Annotated in this window: 12 protein-coding genes and 1 pseudogene; 10 read left to right on the top strand and 3 right to left on the bottom strand. The window is 57.2% G+C overall.

All coding sequences use genetic code 11. From position 1 onward, the window contains the following. Nucleotides 1-20 precede the first annotated feature (20 nt). Nucleotides 21-1094 carry a hydroxymethylbilane synthase gene (hemC, locus tag GOB90_RS06990; RefSeq protein ID WP_146891463.1) on the bottom strand — a complete coding sequence of 358 codons (1074 nt, stop codon included), beginning with the start codon at nt 1092-1094 and terminating at the stop codon, nt 21-23. Nucleotides 1095-1135: 41 nt separating this feature from the next. On the opposite strand from hemC, the gene tsaD reads away from it, so the two are divergent. The 3 genes from tsaD (at nt 1136) to GOB90_RS06975 (ending at nt 5434) form a co-directional block, all read left to right on the top strand. Then, complete coding sequence (gene tsaD / locus GOB90_RS06985) at nt 1136-2254, top strand: tRNA (adenosine(37)-N6)-threonylcarbamoyltransferase complex transferase subunit TsaD (protein ID WP_146891459.1); 1119 nt, start codon at nt 1136-1138, stop codon at nt 2252-2254. 285 nt (nt 2255-2539) lie between these two features. Beyond that, a complete protein-coding gene (locus GOB90_RS06980; protein WP_146891456.1) occupies nt 2540-4072 on the top strand; it encodes an aldehyde dehydrogenase (NADP(+)) in 1533 nt (510 codons plus the stop codon). A gap of 387 nt (nt 4073-4459) precedes the next feature. After that, nucleotides 4460-5434, top strand: coding sequence for a PhnD/SsuA/transferrin family substrate-binding protein (locus GOB90_RS06975; protein ID WP_146891453.1), 975 nt, complete (start codon nt 4460-4462; stop codon nt 5432-5434). Nucleotides 5435-5452: 18 nt separating this feature from the next. Here GOB90_RS06975 and GOB90_RS06970 read toward each other — a convergent pair whose 3' ends face one another. After that, nucleotides 5453-6694 carry a LysR family transcriptional regulator gene (locus GOB90_RS06970; RefSeq protein ID WP_146891450.1) on the bottom strand — a complete coding sequence of 414 codons (1242 nt, stop codon included), beginning with the start codon at nt 6692-6694 and terminating at the stop codon, nt 5453-5455. A 1141-nt stretch (nt 6695-7835) separates the two neighbouring features. Here GOB90_RS06970 and GOB90_RS06965 point away from each other — a divergent pair. From GOB90_RS06965 to GOB90_RS06935, 7 genes are all read left to right on the top strand, one after another. After that, nucleotides 7836-9095: a carbohydrate porin gene (locus GOB90_RS06965; protein WP_173571972.1), complete on the top strand. Its 1260-nt coding sequence runs from the start codon at nt 7836-7838 to the stop codon at nt 9093-9095. Nucleotides 9096-9393: 298 nt separating this feature from the next. After that, nucleotides 9394-10419, top strand: coding sequence for an amidohydrolase family protein (locus GOB90_RS06960; RefSeq protein ID WP_146891444.1), 1026 nt, complete (start codon nt 9394-9396; stop codon nt 10417-10419). An 85-nt stretch (nt 10420-10504) separates the two neighbouring features. Continuing rightward, nucleotides 10505-11359, top strand: a complete 855-nt coding sequence (locus GOB90_RS06955) for an amidohydrolase family protein (RefSeq protein ID WP_146891439.1) — start codon at nt 10505-10507, stop codon at nt 11357-11359. A 55-nt stretch (nt 11360-11414) separates the two neighbouring features. Continuing rightward, complete coding sequence (locus GOB90_RS06950) at nt 11415-12761, top strand: MFS transporter (RefSeq protein WP_198912621.1); 1347 nt, start codon at nt 11415-11417, stop codon at nt 12759-12761. Nucleotides 12762-12764: 3 nt separating this feature from the next. Next, nucleotides 12765-13625 carry an HpcH/HpaI aldolase family protein gene (locus GOB90_RS06945; protein WP_146891436.1) on the top strand — a complete coding sequence of 287 codons (861 nt, stop codon included), beginning with the start codon at nt 12765-12767 and terminating at the stop codon, nt 13623-13625. Nucleotides 13626-13687: 62 nt separating this feature from the next. Next, nucleotides 13688-15238: an acetolactate synthase large subunit gene (locus tag GOB90_RS06940; protein WP_146891431.1), complete on the top strand. Its 1551-nt coding sequence runs from the start codon at nt 13688-13690 to the stop codon at nt 15236-15238. A gap of 26 nt (nt 15239-15264) precedes the next feature. Then, nucleotides 15265-16158 carry a substrate-binding domain-containing protein gene (locus GOB90_RS06935; RefSeq protein ID WP_146891428.1) on the top strand — a complete coding sequence of 298 codons (894 nt, stop codon included), beginning with the start codon at nt 15265-15267 and terminating at the stop codon, nt 16156-16158. Nucleotides 16159-16167: 9 nt separating this feature from the next. Here GOB90_RS06935 and GOB90_RS06930 read toward each other — a convergent pair. After that, nucleotides 16168-16265 (bottom strand): annotated as a pseudogene (locus GOB90_RS06930) (IS5/IS1182 family transposase); the annotation flags it as partial.

Genomic DNA, 16265 nt, shown 5'->3' with positions numbered 1-16265 from the left:
GTCCGCCCCGCAGACCATTTTCAGTCCGTGAAAATATCGGTCGGACTGTCCGCGCGCAGACTGCGTGCCAGTTCGCGACCCATCCGCTCCGCATCCCTGGCCGGCCCGACGATCTCACGCTTCAGCAGAAACGTCCCGTCTTCAGAGGCAACAAGGCCCGTCAGATGTAGTTCACTCTTCGGTCCCGCCACCGGAGTCAGCAGGCGGGCATACCCCCCGATCGGGGTCCGGCAGGACCCGTCAAGCTCCGCCAGCAGAGCCCGCTCCGCCGTCGAAACCGCCCGCGCTTCATAGTCTTCAATCGCCGACAGCAGTTCACGAAGCTCAATATCGCTTTCGCGCACCGTCACGCCAACGATGCCCTGCCCGGCGGACGGTACCATCACGTTCGGATCGATCACGATCGAAGCCCGGTCTTCCATTCCGAGACGCCGCAGGCCGGCCAGCGCCAGCAAAGTCGCGTCGCACTGACGGGCCGCCAGCTTGTCCAGCCGCGTCTGCACATTGCCGCGCAGCAGCCCGAAACGCAGATCGGGTCGCACATGCAGCATCTGCGCCTGACGACGCACCGAGGCACAGCCGACCAGCGCGCCATAGGGCAGGGCGGAATAAGGATCAGCCGGATCGTTGCCCGGTGTCAGCCCCGGCCCGAGAATCAGCGCGTCCCGCGCATCCTCGCGCCGCATCGTGCAGGCCAGAACCAGCCCCTCCGGCAGCGTCGTCTCCAGGTCTTTCAGACTGTGGACCGCGAAATCGATCCGCCCGTCCAGAAGCGCCTCGTGAATTTCCTTGGCGAACAGACCCTTGCCGCCGATCTCCGCCAGCGCCCGGTTCTGAATCTGATCGCCCGTGGTGTTGATCAGATGCTCCTGGAAAGCATTCATGTCCCGCAGAACGGGACAAAACCGGGTCAGGCGTGTCAGAAAGGCTCGCGTCTGCCATAAGGCCAGCGGGGAGCCCCGCGTGCCCACGCGGAGCGGCAGTTGCTGCCGCCGGTGCTGCGGAACAGCGGCCTTTTTGCGGGCTGCCGCCTGCGCCGCAATTTTCTGCAGCGCTGCGGACGGGGACGGTGAGGTTGGCTGTGCGGAAACCATGTGGCGTCTTTATTACCAGCGCAGGATGAAGGAAAGGTGACATGACGCCAGACAGCCTCGATGGCAACGCGTATCCCGTGCCGGCAGCGACTCCCGCAGGTCCCCTCCTGGCCATCGAGTCCTCCTGCGACGAGACCGCCTGCGCCATCCTTGCCCCGGACGGAACCGTCCTCGCCGAACGCCTGGTCTCCCAGGAAGATCATGTCGCATTCGGGGGCGTCGTGCCCGAAATTGCCGCAAGGGCGCATCTGGCATTGTTGCCCGATCTGGCAAGAAAAACCCTGGAATCGTCCGGCCTCGCGCGGAGCGATCTCGCCGCCGTCGCCGCCAGCACCGGCCCCGGCCTGATCGGTGGCCTGATCGTTGGCGCCAGCTTCGGAAAAGGCCTGGCCATCGCGCTCGGAAAGCCGTTTATCGCCGTCAATCACATTGAAGCACATGCGCTCTCGGCAAGGCTGCCTGGTGTTTTTGATGGGCATCTGACCTTCCCTTATCTGCTGCTACTTGTCTCCGGTGGCCATTGTCAGTGCCTCGCCGTGGAAGGTATCGGACACTACCGTCGTCTCGGCGGCACAATCGACGATGCCGCCGGCGAAGCCTTCGATAAAGTCGCCAAAATGCTCGGCCTCGGGTGGCCCGGCGGCCCGGCCCTGGAGAGACTCGCAAGGGAAGGAAACCCCGCTGCCTTCGCTCTGCCCCGTCCCCTGAAAGGCCGCGCCGGCTGCGACTTCTCTTTCTCCGGTCTGAAAACCGCCATCGCCCGACAGCTCGAACCTTACGGGTCGGCGCCCTTGCCACGCCAGGTCGCCGCCGACCTCGCCGCCAGCTTTCAGCAGGCCGTCGCGGATGTCATCGAAGACCGGATTATTCATGCTCTGGCGATGATGGAACGCCCCACGGCACTCGTCGCGGCAGGCGGTGTGGCGGCCAATGCCACATTGCGGAGCCGCCTTACAGCCCTTGCCGGCAGCCACGGCCTGCCATTCGTCGCCCCGCCGCTCCGGCTCTGCACGGATAACGCCGTCATGGTCGGATGGGCCGCCCTCGAAATCTGCCGCGAAGCCGGCCGGCGTAGCCTGCCTCTTCCCGATAACCGCGCGATGCGTCCGCGTCCGCGATGGCCGCTGGCAGAGATGGCGGAGCGGTTCGGAGCGGTCTGATCCGGTCTCTGCCCGCCCTCTTCATTTCATACGGTCGGCGAATTCGGCCGACTGAACTCGTTAGATACCTTACATTTCCGGTTCACCGAACGAGGCATAATCCGACAGTGGATTGATTTAACGACAGCCTCGATAAAATCGATGGTTACGGGGTCGCTCTGACCGGTTTTTACGGACAAGACAGAAGGCAGGGAGACAATGGCTCCGCCGCAGTCCTGTCACGTTGCGGGCATTCTCCTTATTTCTTCCCGCTTATTGCCCCTTTCCCGAACGGGAGCATAATTTATGACCGATCTCATCCACGCTACCGATCCTAAAACCGGTAAACCGATTGATCCGGGTATCGCCCTGTCAGACGAAGCCGATATCGACCGTCTCTGTGCCGAGGCAACGGCAGCTTTCCGCATCTACCGCAACACGTCGCTGGAGACACGAGCAGCCTTTCTCGAAGCTGTCGCCGCCGAAATTATGGAATCGGGCGAGGCGCTGATTGAACGGGTGATGGTCGAGACCGGTCTGCCCCGGACGCGGGTCGAAGGTGAGCGTGCCCGGACCTGCGGACAACTGCGGCTGTTTGCCCGCGTCGTGCGCGACGGCGACTTTCTGGACGCCCGGATCGACCCGGCCCGGCCAGACCGCCAGCCTCTGCCGCGTGTCGATCTCCGGCTGCGCAACATCGGTACCGGCCCGGTGGCCGTGTTCGGAGCCTCGAATTTCCCGCTGGCTTTTTCAGTTGCCGGAGGCGACACAGCGTCAGCTCTGGCCGCCGGTTGCCCGGTGATCGTCAAAGCCCATCCGGCTCATCCCGGGACATCGGAAATAGTGGCCACAGCGATCCGCGCGGCGATCACCCGTTGTGATCTCCCCGCCGGAGTCTTCGGTATGGTCGTCGAAACGGGAATCGAGCTCGGTGCGGCGCTGGTCACCGATCCGCGCATTAAAGCCGTGGCGTTTACCGGCTCGCGTCAGGGGGGGCTCGCCCTGATGCAGGCTGCCGCAGGCCGGCCCGAGCCGATCCCAGTCTATGCTGAAATGAGTTCGATCAACCCGGTTCTGCTGTTCCCCGCAGCGCTCGCCAGCCGTGGCTCGGCCATTGGACAGGCATTCGCAACGTCCCTGCAGATCGGCGCCGGGCAGTTCTGTACCAATCCGGGACTGGTGCTCGGAACGGACGGCCCGGGACTGGACGCATTTATCGCGGGCGCTACGGCCAGTATCGAAGGAGCCATGCCACAGACGATGCTTACCCCCGGCATTCATGCGGCTTATGACAGGGGCGTGAGCAGGCTCGCATCGCATGCGGGCGTCCGAACCCTCGCCCGTGGCGACGCGCCGTCCGGCCCCCATGACGCACAGGCGGCCCTGTTCGAGACGGATCTTGCCGGGTTCCTGGAAGACGGCCATCTGCAGGATGAAGTGTTCGGGCCATCTTCTCTGCTGGTCCGTGTGCCGGATGCCGGGGCATTCAGTGATGTACTCGCGCATCTTGAAGGGCAGCTCACGATTGCACTGCACATGGACGAGCCTGACCACCCTGTCGTCACGACGTTATTGCCCGTGCTTGAGGAAAAGGCCGGACGTATTCTGGTGAACGGCTTCGGCACCGGCGTCGAGGTCGCGGATGCAATGGTGCATGGAGGCCCTTTCCCGGCAACCTCGGACAGTCGCACCACGTCAGTCGGCACTCTTGCGATCCGACGTTTCCTGCGCCCTGTCTGTTATCAGGACCTGCCACAGGCGCTGCTTGCTCGCGCGCTCAGAGACGGTAATCCACTGGGAATCAACCGTATGATTGATGGAAAGATCGCAAAACACTGACCAGAACAGACTACAGGGAAAAGCCCGTATCTGCGTCGGACATACTCTGACGGCGACCGGATTTTTCCCGTTTTGCACTGCGACAGAGCAGTGCATGCGAACAGATGTTTACGGCAGAGGCAGTTTTCCGGAATGTCAGCCGACGAGACAGTGTGTATCTCCACAGGCATCCGGGATTTATTGCGACGCCACGACCGGCTGCCGCCCGAAGCAATGAAAAAAATCAATCGGATGTGGCCGCTCCGTCTTTTTCTGAAATTCAGAGCCGCTTCGTTCTGCTGAACTCCTATCCTTTCAGCGCATTTTCTTATCGGGTCGGGCATGACAGGCCGTGGCTTACTGACAGTGAAACACGGCATTACCGCCGACTCACAGGAGTAAAATCCGTTGCCGAACGATCTCAGACTGAAAATCGCCATCGCTGAATTTCCGCATACCTCGGCTATTCGGAACGGTTCCATTCCGATCGAGGGTGTGGATGCGGAATTCGTGACAGTGCAGCCGCAGATCGGAGCCTTCCGCCGGATGGTCCGCCAGCTGGAATTCGATGTGTGCGAGCTTGCACCGACAACCTATATTATCGCCCGCTCTTACGGGATTCCGCTTGTCGCATTGCCTGTTTTTGTGACAAGGCGTTTTCATCACTCCGGCCTTCTGGTGCACCCGGATTCGGGCGTTGTGGTTCCGAAGGATCTCGAAGGCAAAAAAGTGGGCGTCCGCGCCTACTCCGTCACGACCGGTGTGTGGACACGAAGTGTTCTCATTGAAGAGTTCGGTCTCGACAGTGGCAAAGTCACCTGGGTCGTCGACGACGAGGAACACGTGCAGCAGCTCAGACTTCCATCAAATGTCGTGCATGTCGCAGAAGGGGACACCCTGGCAGGGATGATGGCGGCCGGAAAACTCGCTGCAGGATTCGAAGGAAATGCCGGTATCGGCCGGACGGGGTCTCCGACCGGGGGATGGAAGGAAGTGGAAAACGACTACCCGGATCTGTTCCCGAACGCAGAGGAGCTGGAAGCCGACTGGTACGCGCGGACGCATATCTATCCGATGCATGGAACAATAGTCGTGAAAGAATCAATCCTGAAAGAGCATCCATGGGTCGCCGCTTCGCTCTTCAAAGCCTTCTCGACCGCCAAGAACGAATGGCTGGCAAGGCTCGAAGACGGCACCGCGACGACAGCGTCCGACAAGCGGTATGCCGGATTGCGCAAAATCGTCGGGGCTGATCCGCTTCCCTATGGATTCGAAGTGAATCGCCCCACCATGGAGGCGCTTGCCCGCACGGCTTTTGCTCAGGAGCTGACACCTCGCCTGATGCCGCTTGATGAGCTGTTTCTTGATCTTAACCCGGTCTGAAAGCGGATGTCTGGTTGTTCAGGCTGTCTGAGCAACCAGACGGGGTGGCTGAATATGCGTCATGCCCCGATGCAGCAGTTCAATGAAGTTTGTGTGCAGCCTGGTTGGAAGCCAGTTGCGGCGTATCATCACGCCTATGGCCGGAACCGGTCCTGAAACCGGCACGGGAACCGGCATCAATGTCTCACCTTCATAGGTGCGTTCATAAGATGTCATCAGTGTCAGCCGGTCCCCGACTGTCAGAAGATGGCGGACGACCGGCATCGAACATGTTGTGATAGGTGCCCGTGGCCCCTCGTGACCCGCGAAAAGCTGATCGAATACCGCTCGCCGGTTCGATGAGGGCGTGCCGGCAATCCAGTCACACGCAGCCAGATCGTCAATCGTCACAGAGCCTTTGTGGAGCAGAGGATGTCCTCGCCGCGCGACGATTTCATAAGGGGTTCTGACGAGAGGTTGTGCCTGTATTTCTTCTTCCAGCGTTTCGGGAATCAGTCCGAGCGCAATATCGACATCCCCGCAGAGCAGGCGGGCCAGCATATCCGATGACTGGGAACTGGTCACTTTTACGCTGGCCTGAGGAAACTCCCTGACGAACCGGTCAAGTACCGACGCAAGCATAACGCTGCCGCCGCACGGCATGGCCCCGATTGCGATACTGGTGCTGGCAATACCACGAGCCGTGTCAATTTCTTTCAGGCCCAGATCGATTTCCTGTATGGCGAGCCTGATCCTGCGTCCGAACGTATCTCCTTCCGGAGTGGCGATGACCCCGGATGGCGTACGAGAATAAAGCTGCTTGCCGACATTGCGTTCAAGGTCGCGGGAAGTCCGCTGTAACGAGGCGGCCGAAAGTCCCTGTATCCTGGCGGCATCTGCAAAAGGCACGCGCTCCGCTACCAAAAGCAGACTGCGTATCTGTGATTTTGTCAGGCGTCGCGCAACCGCTCTGGCACCCGCCCGGTCGCCCGGACAGCCCAGCTCCGTGATAGCCTGCTCAATCTGTTCGAAAAAACGCGTTGTCCGACGATGCAGGATAAAACCGGACTGGTTGAGATAACTGCCGTTCGTGTCGCGATCAAGCAGCGTAACGCCGATATGCGACTCCAGCTTCGCAATCGATTGCGTCACCGCCGGTTGCGACAGATTACATTCTTCCGAAGCACGACGGATGCTTTTCAGGCGCCCCACTCCCTCGAATAATCTGAGCTGTCGCAGGCTGATTGTGTCAGCCTGCATAAAGCGACTGTCGACCTGCATGTGTTTTTCCTTATTTTTTGCTACTTAAACAGAGTGGCCGGGGGAAAACCAGACACAATAACGCGTGCGATTCTCAGGCGATTACAGAAAAAGACGAGGAAACCATTTGCCGTCTCTTCCGGAACAGGGCTTCGTGTCGGTGGCTTTGGCAGAACCGGAGACTGACCGATAAAAAAGAAAGCGCACTCATTATATAAGGCGTACACATCCGGATTTTTCAGGAAACTCCGGATGTGGGTAAAAGTTTCTTCTGTTAAATAAATTTATAAAATCATATGGATGTTCACAAATTAAAATAATACAATGTAAGGAATTCAAAAAATGTCATAAGATTAATTTAATAATGAATATGCGGATGAATGATTACCCGGTTTTTTCGATAAGCGGGGTTTACTGCAAATTATACTGAAATTTTATTTTCATCCGGGGCTTATAATAAAATTATTATTTGATGCACCCTGGAATTCAGCGATTATGTTTTCGAAGTAACTTAAAAAATCTGAAAATTCGGTTCCTCCGCGGAGGAGGCAGCTTCCTTTCCTGGTCAGCGTATTATTTCATTCCGACCTGTAGCAGCGGGCTCATGATGCCGGATCGGAGCAGGAAGACCTGCTTCCTCATCCGGTAAGCAGACAAAGAGCGACAGAAAGATGCCCGCTCACATTCCACGGCAGATAATAAAGAGGTCCGCGACAGAACACCCGGCATTATCGGCCTGGTCATGCCATCAAATCAATCAGGAATGTCACGAAACCTAGAGCAGACTTTCCCATGTCAGAGTGCAATCTGCTTATGTCGATGAACACAGATCATGCGGTGCAAAGCCGCCGGCACCATGCCGCCAGAAAGTAAGAAGCCCGCCAGGGCCCCGGCGTTGCATGAGGAGAAAAATATCGTGTCTGAACAATCATGTATGTTAAACTGTTTTGGCGTTAGCGTGTATCCCGGTCGATGGATGCAGACCGCTGGCATCATCGCTGCCGGTACCTGGTTCTCTTTAGGGCAACCGGCAGGTGCGGCATGGGCCGGCGATGACAGCCAGTATCCCCTCCCGGTAATCACGGCGGCAAGCTCGCCGCGGCCTTTGATACTGAAACCCGCTGAGTCGCCGGTTCCTTCACAGCAGGGGGATCCGGGTGTTATGGGGATTCCCGTAAAAACGAAACCCGCAACAGCCGAGGAAGCACGGATTGACGCGCTGCGCCTCCGCGGGGTCGTGAATGTGCCCACCGTGAGTGATACCCTGTTGGGTAACATAGGGGGGTTCCGGTCCACTCTCGCGGATTGGGGTATCGGTTTTAACGGCTTGCTCTCGGCGTCTTTCGCGGGAAACCTGCTCCACCAGCCATCCCGGACCATGGGCGTGCAACGCTATATTGGTCAGACCCGGGAGGTCGATACATCCAACAGTTATCTGGCTCTGACCTATGATCTCGGGCATATCGGAATGAAAAACGGGCTGGCGCAGGTCCAGGTGTGCACGGAAGGCTCAACAGTAGGAAGTTACCCGAACGGGCTGGCGCGCCTGTGTGCCGCCTATGTCGATCAGCCTTTGTTTCGCCATCATGTCGATCTCCAGGTTGGATATCTGGCCAACAACTATCAGTTTGCCAATCCGCTGGTTGGCGGTTCGGTTTCGTCAGGTTCACTGGGTCCTTCTGCGTCGCTTCTGACGGAACTGGGGCTCAGTGTAGCGGGAATCGGAGCCCCCGGAGTAAATGTGGGGGTTAATTTCGGGCATTTCTACAATCTGTTCGGCATTCAGAGAAGCACTTCTCCCGGTGGCTTTAACTATGAAGCACAGACCGCGAACCGCTACGGAATTCGTTTTAACGACATCGGATCGGGTGCCCTCGTTATCAACGAAGTCGGCTATCGGAAAGTCTCTGCACCAGGAGTTAAGAAAACCTGGATACGTATGGCCGGAATTGGAAATTTCTCACACTTTACAAACTATGCTGACCCAAAGACAAAAACACAGGCCGCCGGCGCCTATTTTCTGGCAGATCAGCAGTTCACGCAATCAGATCCGGCGCACCCGGTCAGAGGTTTGTATGCCGGGTTCAGTTATATGTATGCTTCCCCAAGCGCATTTTCCTATTCCCAGTATCTGGAAGGAAGAATTTACGTCGTCGGACTGTTCAGATCGCGCCCGCGGGATCAGTTGTCATTTGTTGCCAACAGAACCAAGGTCAGCCGGTCCTATCAGGATTATTTTGTGTCGAGAGGGTATAAGGTTCAGAATGCTGTCTACAATTTCACACTGGCTTATACTTACCGTATCCTGCCGGGACTGTACCTCAATGGCGGACTGACCTATGCGGTTCATCCAAGTGCGATTTATAATCGTGAGGAAGGAAACCCGCTGATCATTAAATGTGTTCTTGTAGCGCACATATAAGAAGCTGGCCCCCGGATAAGGAAGACCTCTGCCGCACCCCGCTCCCTTGGGAGCGGGTTTTCTTTTCCGGGATCAACTCTTGTCGGCCATAAGTCACCGGACGTCTTCTGCCGCTCAAACACCATCCGATGCCGCATATACCAGTCCCGGTCAGGGAATGTCACCCGGTCCCCGATTCCCTGCTGCTCCGGCAAGGTATTTATGGCATCTGCGGCAAAATGGATTTCTCCATTTGATACCACGTCTTCTACGATCTTCACAGGTTAAATAACAGTCGAAATCCCGCCCCGGAGATATCATGATTATTGATTGCCACGGTCATTTTACAACAGTACCGAAATCCTTTCGCGACTGGCGGGCAAGGCAGGTCGAAACGGCCGATGACCCGCTGAACGGGCCGGATAAAAAAGATGCGATCCTGACCGATGACCAGATTCGTGATGCGCTGGAGAGTGGACAGCTCAGGCTTCAGAAAGAGCGTGGCATTGATCTGACACTGTTTTCGCCAATAGCCGGACTGATGTCACATCATCTCGGGAACGAGCGCACCAGCCTCGAATGGGCTGAAGTATCGAATAATAATGTCTACCGGGTGTCAGAACTCTACCCCGACAATTTCGTGCCGGTTTGCCAGCTCCCGCAGTCTCCGGGCGCCCCCCCGGCCCACAGTATTCCGGAACTGAGACGCTGCATTGAAGAGCTTGGCTTCGTCGGTTGTAATCTTAATCCTGATCCGTCAGGAGGTTACTGGACCGGAAAGCCGGTGACAGACCGGGAATGGTATCCGCTGTACGAAGCACTTGTTGATCTCGACGTGCCGGCAATGATCCATGTGGCCGCATCCTGCAACCCCAATTTTCATGGAACCGGAGCCCACTATCTGAATGCGGATACGTCGGTCTTCATGCAGGTTCTTCAGTCCGATCTCTTCAAAGATTTCCCAACCCTGCGCTTTGTAATTCCACATGGCGGCGGTGCGGTCCCTTATCACTGGGGACGATATCGCGGCATGTCACTGGAGATGGTCGCGCGCCCCCTCGAAGGTCTGCTCAACAATATCTTCTTCGATACCTGTGTCTATCACCAGCCGGGGGTCGAGTTACTGACCAGAGTCATCCCGGTCGATAATGTCCTCTTCGGGTCAGAGATGATCGGCGCCGTGCGTGGCAAAGATCCTGATAACGGACAGTATTTCGATGATACCAGACGTTATCTGGATGCGTGCGTCGAACTGACCGACGCCGAGCGACACAAAATTTTCGAAACCAATGCGCGGCGTGTCTATCCCCGTCTTGATGCGAAACTTAAGGCGCGCGGCCTCTGAGCGTTAGCGGAGTGATCTGCAGGCCTGGCCGGCCTGCTCTCAGCAGAAAACCGGCGGAAGAACCGGCCGAGAGGAAACAGATTCCATGCCTCATCACTATATTGACATTCATCCCCATATTATTTCGGACGATGAGAAGCGTTACCCGCCGGCACCCCTGTTTGGCAAGCGGTCTGACTGGTCGCAGGAGCGGCCCTGCACTGTGGAAACGCTGATTACCGCGATGGATGAAGCCGGTGTCGCAAAAGCCGCCGTTGTGCATTCATCAACGACATATGGTTTTGACAACAGCTATGTTGTCGACTCCTGTGCGCAATATCCTGATCGTCTGGTTGCGGTCGGTTCCGTGGATGTTCTTCAGCCGGATGCGGTGGAAGAAATTCGTAAATGGGTGAAGCGCGGTCTCGGCGGATTGCGTCTTTTTACCGGCGGCAGCACGAAAGAATTCGATCCGAGCGAACTCGATGATCCCCGTTCATTTCCTGCCTGGGATCTGTGCGGAGAGCTGGGGCTGTCAATGTGCATCCAGACCGGGCCCGTCGGACTGCCGCAGGTAAGAATCCTTGCCGAGAGATTCCCGAATGTCCCGATCATTCTCGATCATCTCGGTCGCCCGGATGTGACGGATGGTCCCCCCTATACGGCAGCGCAGAGTCTGTTCGACCTTGCTCCAATCAGTTCGATCTTTCTGAAACTTACCCCTCGTATCATGGGGGATTCCATTAAAGGTAAGGCGGCGCCGGACACGCTGTTTCGCAAAATCGTGGATGTGTTCGGTGCGCAGAGACTGGCCTGGGGATCCAATTTTCCCACGTCGCCAGGAACACTTTCCGAAATTCTTGGCATGGCAGAGGAGCGCCTGTCCGGCCTGTCGGAAATCGAACGGGAATGGATCTTCGCAAAGACGGCCGAGGGACTCTACCCACGGCTCCGGGGCTGATCCGGGCAAACATAAACGCTCATCACTGTGCGTTTTACGAAGAAAGGTCGTGTCTATGTCTGTTCAGTCTGCTCCGGCCGAAGTCAGGGCGTCAGCCCGCACGGCCGCAACCGAGACCATGGAGCTCAGGCGCTGGTCTGTTCTCGCTCTTTTATCTGTGGGTGCCGTAATTGCTTTCATCGACCGGACAAGTATCGCCTCTGTACTGGCCGTGGGCTCATTTCGCGTTCAGTTTCATCTTACTGATATTGGCCGGGGAGCCCTAGCTTCCGCGTTTTTCTGGTCCTACGCGCTCCTGCAGATCCCGATGGGCTGGCTCGTCGATCGCTATGGCGTCAAGTTTCCTTACGCGATCATGTTCGCCGTGTGGTGTGTCGCTTCTGCCTGCACCGGGCTGATGTCGACATTCTCCGGCCTGATAATTATGCGAATTCTCACTGGCGTCGGAGAGTCTGTCGTTGTACCAGCCAGTTATCGCTGGATCCGTGCAAACTTCACGGAGGACAGAAGCGGTTTTGCTGTCGGTATCTATATGATCGGAACCAAGATAGGCCCCGCAATCGGTGCGCCTCTCGCTGCGTGGCTGATTGTTCTGAACAGCTGGCGACTCATGTTCCTGTTGTGCGGCTTTGTGGGCCTGCTGTGGCTTGTGCCGTGGTTGCTGCTTGCCCGGAACGACAGTCGCGGACGCGACGCGGCGGCAAAAGCAGCCGCTAAGGCCATACCACTGAGCAATGTGCTTTCCAGTCCGCTTGTCTGGGGAACCATTATCATAAATTTCTGTTATAATTACTTTGTTTTTTACTGCATGACATGGATGCCCGCCTATCTCGTGGAACAGCGTGGTCTTTCTCTTCGCACGATGGGTATTTATTCGTTCTTCAGCTTTGGAGGCATCGCGCTGGTGGCGCTGGCGTCCGGATGGGCGGCCGATGTGCTGATCCGCCGCGGGCATGATGCCGTGATCGTGCGAAAGGCATTCGTCATTGCCGGTTTTGCTCTCGCCTGCACGGAACTTCTTGGTGCAGTCTCCCATTCTGTCAACGAAGCCCTGTTCTGGAACGTCGTGTCACTGTCCGGTCTTGGACTCGCCACAGCCAACCATCTGGCTCTGTGCCGCCTGACGCTGATTCCGGCGCCCGCTGTCGGGCTTGTAACCGGCATCCAGAATGTCTCGACCAGTCTCGCCGGGATCGTTGCCCCGCTCCTGTCCGGGTGGCTGCTGGAATGGAGCGGGGGTTATCGCGCTCCGATGGAAGTGATCTTCGTTTTCCTGGTCGTGGGTGCCGTGACCTGCCTGGTTCTTCTGAGGCGGCGCTGGGCACCGGTTCTGCCGGATGAAAATGACGAACCACCCCGTATGCCACTGCATCTTGAAACCAGCCTTGTTCATCGAGGATAAATCATGACACAGACACAACGCCTTAACGGTATCATCCGCGCCTGGGAACAGGGTAAGCCAGCCTTTTCCGCTTTCGCCAAACTCGATACGCAGGCAGCAATCGAGATGGCGGATGCCCCGTATGACAGTATCGTTTTTGAAATGGAGCATAATCCATACGATGTCACCGCTCTGGGTAACGCTCTTCAGTTCATGCTGAACCGGAAAGCGATCGTCGAATCCGGTTCGGTTGCCCCCGGCGTGACCCCCCTCGCGCGCATACCGGCGAACGGGGCTGAAATGAATCAGGCTTTTGCCAAACAGGTGCTGGACCGGGGCGTCTACGGCGTTATATGGCCGCATGTAGCGACAGTAGAACAGGCCTATAACGCAGTCGGTTCGTGTCGCTATGCAAGACCAAAAAATGCCCCTCTCTATGAACCAAAAGGGATACGCGGTGACGGTCCGGCAACAGCCGCCCGATACTGGGGGCTCAGTCAGCCGGATTATTACGCAAAAGCTGATGTATGGCCTCTGGCGCCGGAAGGTGAAATTCTTGTCGGACTTATGTGCGAGAGTACCGAGGCGATCAGTAATCTAGATGATATTCTCGCCAATGTTCCCGGTATTGGTTTCATTCTGATCGGAGAAGGTGATCTGAGTCAGGAACTCGGCTATGCCCGGCAGTATGAACACCCGGTAGTGATCGACGCCATGAGAAAGATAGCTGACATCTGCAGAAAATATTCTGTTCCGCTTGGAAACCCGCATACGACGGCATCCAATCTCGACCGCCTGTTGCAGGAAGGATACCGCTTCCTCATGTCCGCGCCATCCCGCAGTTATGGCGTCGTCGGCAAAGGACGGGAACTGGCAGGGTACTGAACACGGACTGGCGGGAAGGATGACAGATCCGTCGCCACTTCGAATGTCATGAAGGAATGATCATGAACGGCGCAGAAAGCCTGGTTGCAACGCTGGTGCGGGAAGGAGTCGATATTTGCTTTGCAAATCCGGGCACTTCCGAAATGCACTTCCTCGCGGCGCTCGACAATCCGAAGATGCGCAGTGTGCTCTGTCTGTTCGAAGGCGTCGCGACCGGTGCTGCCGATGGCTGGTATCGGATGCGTGACAGACCAGCCTCGACACTGCTGCACCTCGGCCCGGGTCTGGCAAATGGCCTTGCCAATATCCATAATGCACGTCGGGCATCTTCCGGTATGGTGAATATTATCGGAGAGCACTCCTCAGCTCACCTGAAGTATGATCCGCCGCTGAAATCCGATATCGAAGGACTGGCCCGTCCGCTCAGTCAGTGGGTACGCCGCGTTGATTCGTCGCAGTCGATTGCCTGGGATGCCGCGTCCGCTGTCGCCCAGGCCTCTGGCCACCCGGGGAAAATTGCAACGCTGATCCTTCCCGGGGATGCCTCCTGGCAGGATGCGGGGGAACCAGTGGTTCCACCTTCCTCTGAGAGGAAGCCGCCTCCAGTCCCCGATCATGGCCGGATAGAAGCCGTGGTGCAGGTTCTGAAAAGTGGCGAACCCGCCATGATGATTCTGGGGGGTAAGGCAACACGTGGACCGGCGCTTGTGGCCGCGGGACGAATTGCGGCGGCGACCGGATGCCGGCTTGCGACGCAGTTCTTCAGCAGCCGCATCGAACGGGGAGCGGGACGTACGCCGCTTGAGCGCATTCCCTATGCGGTGGCGCAGGCAGAGAATTTTCTGGCCGGGATCCGTCACATCATTACGGTTGAAACCACCGAGCCCATTGCATTCTTCAGTTACCCCGATAAACCGAGTCTTCTGAAAAAAGACGACACTGTCGTTCATTCTCTGATTAAAGCAGATGAAGACAGCGCAATCGGACTCGGTATGCTGGCAGATGCGCTGGGCATAAGAAACGTGGCGCCGGTCATCCAGCCACCAATAGATACGGCAGCTCCGACCGGCGCGCTTACCCCGCTCAGCATCGCGCAGGCTCTGTCCGCCGCTATTCCGGAAAACGGCATCATCGTCGATGAATCCCTGACGACGGGACGTGAGACGATGAGTCACACAATGGGCGCGAAGCCACACGACCTTATTAACAACATGGGCGGCTCGATAGGATATGGCACCCCGGTTGCCACCGGTGCGGCTCTCGCCTGCCCGGATCGCAGAGTGATATGTATCGTTGGTGACGGAAGCGCCATGTATACGATCCAGTCTCTGTGGACGCAGGCCCGGGAGGGCCTGAATATCACGACCGTTATTTTTGCCAACAATCAGTATGCGATCCTGAAAGCCGAATACGCCAACATGGGAGCAGGGACTCCGGGCGCACAGGCCATGGCGATGATCGATATTGACCGGCCGACGATCGACTGGCTGGCGATGGCCGGAAGCATGGGCGTCCCGGCCGTAAGAGTGGAAGACGCCGGCGCTCTGCATGCCGAAATCCTCCGCTGTAATGCAACACCGGGTCCGTCGCTGATCGAGGTCAAACTCTACTGAACCCTGCTGAACACGGAGATATCGCCATGACAGGCGCCGATACAACCAGATTAAAAACCAATCTTGCGGATTATCCGGTCACAAAAGCCATGAAAGATGGCCGTGTTACCTCGGAAATTGTCGATCTCGATTTCTGCGGACCGAAAGAAGCGCATAATGGCTTCAAGGCAATGCTGCGTGAAGGCGCCTACGATTGCGGCGAACTGGCAATCGTAACCTATCTGCAGGCGAAAGCGTACGGAAAACCCTTTGTTCTTCTGCCCGCACCGATTTCCGGCCGCTTCCAGCATCATTGCGCCGGCTTCAATAAAGAACTGTTCGATCTGAAGCCGAAAGATATCGAGGGAAAACGCGTGGGAGTCCGGACCTACGCTCAGACAACCGGCCTTTGGGTGCGGGGTATCCTGCAACATGAGTACGGCGTCGATCTCGACAAAGTCACGTGGATGACAACGGGAGATGGTCATCTGGCGGAATACACCGATCCCCCGAACTGTGTCCGCCTGCCCAAAGGCTCGGACATTGGCCAGATGATGCTGGACGGCGAACTGGTGGCAACGCTTCAGGGCGTCGACCTGCCTAAAGACCCGCGCGTGCAGCTCCTGATCCCGGATGCGAAAAATGCCGCGCAGGCGTGGTATGAGCGTGAACACGTTGTACCGATAAACCATATGTTTGTTGTGCATCAGGATATTTCACGTCAGAGACCGGATATTGTCCGCGAGATTTTTCGAATGATTGTGGAAAGCCGCAATCTGACGGAAGGCGGCGTGCCCGATCCGTTTCCGCCGATTGGCCTGGAGGCTAACCGGAAAGGATTGCAACTGGCCATCGACTGGGCATTCGAGCAGAAAATCATCCCTTCCAGGATGGCGGTTGATGATCTGTTTGATGAAACGACAGCTTCTCTCGAAGCCTGAGAGCCTGAATCAGAAAGCGGTTTGATTGATTTTTCGCAGAACTCTGCGGATATGGGCAATCATCAACCATGCGCAGGATGACGAGATTGTTGTCTCGACATCCTTCG

This window comes from Acetobacter oeni, from assembly GCF_011516825.1.
GTDB lineage: Bacteria > Pseudomonadota > Alphaproteobacteria > Acetobacterales > Acetobacteraceae > Acetobacter > Acetobacter oeni.
Note: the sequence above shows the minus strand (reverse complement) of the source record. Positions and strands in the feature narration are given on the sequence as shown.

Bases quoted from the DNA above. Each gene is read 5' to 3' on its own strand.
- hemC (WP_146891463.1), bottom strand. From the start codon at position 1,094: ATGGTTTCCGCACAGCCAACCTCACCGTCCCCGTCCGCAGCGCTGCAG.
- GOB90_RS06950 (WP_198912621.1), top strand. From the start codon at position 11,415: ATGTCTGTTCAGTCTGCTCCGGCCGAAGTCAGGGCGTCAGCCCGCACG.
- GOB90_RS06955 (WP_146891439.1), top strand. From the start codon at position 10,505: ATGCCTCATCACTATATTGACATTCATCCCCATATTATTTCGGACGAT.
- GOB90_RS06935 (WP_146891428.1), top strand. From the start codon at position 15,265: ATGACAGGCGCCGATACAACCAGATTAAAAACCAATCTTGCGGATTAT.
- GOB90_RS06970 (WP_146891450.1), bottom strand. From the start codon at position 6,694: ATGCAGGTCGACAGTCGCTTTATGCAGGCTGACACAATCAGCCTGCGA.
- GOB90_RS06965 (WP_173571972.1), top strand. From the start codon at position 7,836: ATGGGGATTCCCGTAAAAACGAAACCCGCAACAGCCGAGGAAGCACGG.
- tsaD (WP_146891459.1), top strand. From the start codon at position 1,136: ATGACGCCAGACAGCCTCGATGGCAACGCGTATCCCGTGCCGGCAGCG.
- GOB90_RS06960 (WP_146891444.1), top strand. From the start codon at position 9,394: ATGATTATTGATTGCCACGGTCATTTTACAACAGTACCGAAATCCTTT.
- GOB90_RS06980 (WP_146891456.1), top strand. From the start codon at position 2,540: ATGACCGATCTCATCCACGCTACCGATCCTAAAACCGGTAAACCGATT.
- GOB90_RS06940 (WP_146891431.1), top strand. From the start codon at position 13,688: ATGAACGGCGCAGAAAGCCTGGTTGCAACGCTGGTGCGGGAAGGAGTC.
- GOB90_RS06945 (WP_146891436.1), top strand. From the start codon at position 12,765: ATGACACAGACACAACGCCTTAACGGTATCATCCGCGCCTGGGAACAG.